The organism is Shewanella sp., from assembly GCF_051658185.1.
Lineage (GTDB): Bacteria > Pseudomonadota > Gammaproteobacteria > Enterobacterales > Shewanellaceae > Shewanella.
On record NZ_JBOFMC010000289.1, the window covers coordinates 1 to 5,069 of the forward strand.

Below are 5,069 nucleotides of genomic sequence, written 5' to 3' on the forward strand. Positions count from 1 at the left end.
AAATGACGAAAAGTCACTTAGCGTTAAAAAACGGGTAAGTTAAGGTGGCAAAGGGATGATAACTAACTCAGTTGACCTATTTGGCTGAAAAAAAGCAGATTTTTAGTAAAAAAAGCCCAACCCATTAGCTTGTTGGGGTTTTTAAAGCAACTATCAATGAAACACGCTTTAAATCAGACAGCGTTGCAGTGTTAACAATATTTAGCAAAGTGTCTTCATTTTTCTAGATATTCGTTAGTCATAGGGGGACAATAATCTAATTAATACCGCTGACTTTTTAGCCATTAATATGTTTAATAATTAATCTAATTAATCGTACTGAGTAAATATGCACAATTAACCCCATGCCTAAATTCATGCGACATGGATAGTTAAAAGCACTTAAGCATGCAGAAAAATCAAACAGTAGTAAATCACATTAAATAATCCTAATAAAACTGCACGCAAATTATGTAAGACTAATTTAGCTTAAGCACTTCATATCGTCAGACAAGATTGCTCAATTGTTAAGTCAGCATGAATTAACAACCAATCAAAACACTTTATTGTGTGACTAACATCACTTATAGTAACATTAAAACATACTAGAACATCACTAAACATTAGTATTAACTGCGCCGCATCCCAGATGCGGTTAATTAACACCCTACATTATAACAATTTGGAAACGCCCTATGACTTGGATCCAAACCTATACACCACTTGGTAGCTTGTGGCTCACTGCACTGGTTGCTTTGCTGCCGATTGTATTTTTCTTCTTGGCTTTAACCGTATTAAAACTTAAAGGTCATATCGCTGGTGCATTAACCCTGTTAATTGCCCTTGCAGTGGCTATTTTTGCCTATAAAATGCCCGCAGGCATGGCTCTTGCCTCTGCTGCATACGGGTTTAGCTATGGCCTATGGCCAATTGCGTGGATTATTATCACCGCGGTATTTTTATACAAAATTACCGTTAAAACTGGCCAATTTGAAGTCATCCGCTCATCGGTCATTTCGGTGACGGAAGATCAACGTTTACAAATGTTATTGGTTGGTTTTTCATTCGGTGCCTTCCTTGAAGGGGCGGCAGGTTTTGGCGCGCCTGTGGCAATTACTGCCGCCTTATTAGTGGGCCTTGGCTTTAATCCATTATATGCTGCGGGCCTTTGCTTAATTGCCAATACTGCACCGGTTGCGTTTGGTGCTATGGGTATTCCAATTATTGTGGCAGGACAAGTTTCATCACTTGATCCCTTCCATATTGGTCAATTAGCAGGTCGCCAATTACCAATCCTATCGATTATTGTGCCCTTCTGGTTAATTGCCATGATGGATGGTATTCGCGGGATTAAACAAACTTGGCCTGCAACGTTAGTGGCAGGTGTGTCATTTGCGATAACACAATTCTTAACCTCTAACTTTATTGGTCCAGAATTACCGGATATCACTTCGGCCCTCGTCAGCTTAATTTGTTTAACGCTATTTTTAAAAGTGTGGCAACCAAAAGAGATTTTCACGTTTGCGGGCATGAAACAGCGCGCGATTACACCTAAATCGACGTTCTCTAATGGTCAAATCTTTAAAGCTTGGTCACCCTTTATTATTCTCACCGCGATTGTAACGCTGTGGAGTTTTAAAAGTGTGCAAACGGCATTAAGCTTTGCCACTATCAGTATTGAAGTCCCTTATCTGCACAATTTAGTGATCAAGAGTGCACCGATTGTTGCTGAAGCTGCGCCTTATGCTGCCATCTATAAATTAAATTTATTGGGCGCTGTCGGTACGGCGATTTTAATCGCGGCGATGATCTCAATTGTGGTACTGAATATGTCAGTATCCAATGCGCTAAAATCCTTTAAAGAAACCCTGCTTGAATTAAAGTTCCCTATCCTCTCGATTGGCTTAGTATTAGCCTTTGCGTTTGTGGCGAACTATTCTGGTCTGTCGTCTACCTTAGCCTTAGTCTTGGCAGGTACCGGTGTTGCATTCCCCTTCTTCTCGCCTTTCTTGGGTTGGTTGGGGGTATTCTTAACCGGTTCCGATACTTCATCCAACGCCCTGTTTGGCGCGCTGCAAGCCAACACTGCCAACCAAATTGGCGTAACGCCAGAGTTATTGGTTGCAGCCAATACCACGGGTGGGGTGACAGGTAAAATGATTTCACCTCAATCCATTGCCGTTGCCTGCGCCGCCACTGGACTTGCGGGTAAAGAATCGGATCTGTTCCGCTTTACCTTAAAGCACAGTTTATTCTTCTGTACTTTTATTGGTGTGCTCACCGTTATCCAAGCCTATGTCGTCCCTTGGACGTTAGTGTTCTTCACTAAATAATCCTAAGGTCGATTAAAAAGGCCCATAAAAAAAGCCGAGTGATTATCACTCGGCTTTTTTATTTGTCAGGTTTGCTCGGCGCAGGTTCCATTGGCCAAGTGAATTAGCCGGTGTGAACGAACCCGTGTGAATCCGTGAGATTAAGCGGTGTTTTATCACCAACTTAATCCGTGAGTCACTCACTTAGGCCATGAGTCACCTTGATCACGCGCGCTAAGCTTGGGAGATGCCCCAAGGCTTAGCTCAGTTGTTACTGCAATAAACTGATGTAAAACTGCTCAATTAAATCTGCCAAATTCAATCGACTTAACTGCAATCTACTTTAATGTAAACCACAACATTCAAACCACGACATTCAGCCTGTTAGGCACGCTTTGCTTAGGCATTCGCCAGCGTTTGACGCGCTTTAGCCCTTTGCAGGTGATAACCGACAAACAGGATAAACCACAGGGCGCTCACGCATACACCCGCTAAGGTTGAATGCATTATGCCCATTGCCAAATAGCCTAACGCGGCGCCAAAGGCCATGCCAAGGGCGTAGGGTAGCTGGGTCATCACATGGTCAATATGGTGGCAACCCGCGCCAGTGGCCGACAAAATACTGGTGCTGGAAATCGGCGAGCTGTGATCGCCAAACACTGAACCTGCCAATACAGCCGCCAGCATAGGTAGCATAAGGGTGATATCACTGGCCGCGGCCATGTCTCCGGCAAGCGGTAACATAATACCAAAGGTGCCCCAACTGGTGCCTGTGGCAAACGCCATGGCGCAAGAAAGCACAAACACCACGGCGGGCAATACCTCAATCGGCAAGTTGCCATTGGCAAGGGAGGCCAGATATTTACCGGTTTCCACATCCCGCACCACGGCACCAATCGCCCAAGCAAATAATAGAATATTGATGGCTGGCAACATCGCCATCACGCCTTGGGGTGCGGCCTTGATCCAGTTTTTAGCGCCCAGCTTTAGGCGCAGCGCCAAGGTGATCGACACCGCTAAACTGCACAGGGCGCCATATACTAGCGAGGAGCCGACATTGGTGTTTTCAAAGGAACCGAGCACGCTAAATGGCAGCCCTTGCTCGCTGAGCACAGCGGCACCGGAGTCAATCATAAAGTAAACAGTAGCGAGCGTGAGGGTGAGGATAGGTAGCACCATGTCAATCATGCCGCCGTTGCTATCTTCTGGGCTATCCATATCTAACCCGATAGGCCGCCCCTTAGAGTCATCCCACAATTTGCCCTGCAGCGCGCGCTCTTCATGCCAGCGCATCGAACCAATATCGAGCTGAAAAGCAATCACCACCAGTACCATCAGCAGTGTAAACACCGCATACAGGTTCATCGGGATCATCTCCACGAAGGCGGCAATCGGGCTTTGGTCCGTCATGCCATGGGCCGCCATAATCCCGCCGACGAGGGCGATAATATAAGCCCCCCAGGAGGAAATCGGCATTAACACGCACACGGGGGCTGCGGTCGAATCCAGCAAATAAGCCAGTTTAGCGCGGGAGATTTGAAAGCGGTCGGTCACTGGGCGGCAAATCGCCCCCACCGATAAACTGTGAAAAAAGTCGTCAATAAAAAAGGCAAACACCATGATGCCCGTTAACCCTTTGGCGCCGCGGCGGGTTTTAGCCCGCTTGGCCGCCCATTCGGCGAAAGCGCGGGTGGCACCAGAAACACTCATCAAACTGATCAGTCCGCCAAGCAGCAACATAAACAGCAGCATGTTGATGTTATCGCGATTAAGCGCGCCATCGACCCAAAAGATCTTCAGCACGGTATTGAGCATATAGTGCAAGGAATCGAGGGGAGAAAACTGATTGAGCAGCAAACTACCGGCCACAATCCCTACGCCAAGGGATAATAAAACGCGGCGGGTAATGATCGCCAACGCGACGGCCAATAACGGGGGAAGTACCGACCAAGCGGAGTCGGAAAAATGACTAATGTCCATGATCTCTTTTCACCTAAAGAAAACGGGTGGAGATCTACCGAGAGGATAAAGAAACAAAACCTATGGGGAGGTCATACTCCTAAGCCCCTTCAGGTAGCGCTCCATAGTGGATGACTATGGCAGTCTTGCACCTATTAGATACAAAACCAGCAGCCCGGTTTGATGACCTGGCAACTTCGGCGCTGACTCCTTTCCTTGTACATCTGCGGCATCACCCTCCGCACAAGTAGTCATAGGCAGCGCGCCTCTACTTAAAGGTATTCGAGCGGGCATTCTAGCGAGCTGAGAAGTTATAGCAAGCATTTTGATCCCATAAATCAACAATCATCCCAGCTTTAGCCAAATTCGTGCGCCCTCTTGATGCTGATTTATCGGCGAATGTCACCCCGATGGATGAGCCAAGGGCGCGTAAATCAACCGCACAAAAAGCCCGCATGCTATCGTTACAATCTTGCCATCTTGAGGAGCTTGCCATCGTGATGAGCGGCGCAGCGAAAGCATGACGATTCACCCAAATCAGGCACAATTGGCAATGATGGAGCGGTGAAGAACTCGGCTAATGCACTAAGGGGGTCACTGCCGAACGAATGGATAACTGCTAGGCGAATAGGTTGATTTCTGTGTGAGCAGGTCAATTTCTGGACAAACAGGTTAACTAAAAAGGCCAGAACACTATCTGGCCTTTTAGCGTGAGGATTGCCATACGTGGCTAAGACACAGGGCTAATACTTAGGTCTCGCTCACCTTAGCAAGTTGCTGCTGACTGCGCTGTTTCTTGTACTGCTTAGCCTCTGCCGG

2 protein-coding genes and 1 riboswitch are annotated in these 5,069 nt (G+C 46.9%); of the genes, one reads left to right on the forward strand and one right to left on the reverse strand.

Annotation, left to right across the window (positions count from 1 at the left end; all coding sequences use genetic code 11):
- Positions 1-674 precede the first annotated feature (674 nt).
- On the forward strand, positions 675-2,312 hold the full coding sequence (locus ACRCZA_RS11120; protein ID WP_438674503.1) for a lactate permease LctP family transporter: 1,638 nt from the start codon (positions 675-677) through the stop codon (positions 2,310-2,312).
- Between the two features lie 378 nt (positions 2,313-2,690).
- Here the strand turns inward: ACRCZA_RS11120 and ACRCZA_RS11125 are convergent, their stop codons facing one another.
- Positions 2,691-4,271, reverse strand: coding sequence for a Na+/H+ antiporter NhaC family protein (locus ACRCZA_RS11125; RefSeq protein ID WP_438674504.1), 1,581 nt, complete (start codon positions 4,269-4,271; stop codon positions 2,691-2,693).
- Positions 4,272-4,357: 86 nt separating this feature from the next.
- A riboswitch (Lysine riboswitch) is annotated at positions 4,358-4,529 on the reverse strand.
- Positions 4,530-5,069: the final 540 nt, after the last annotated feature.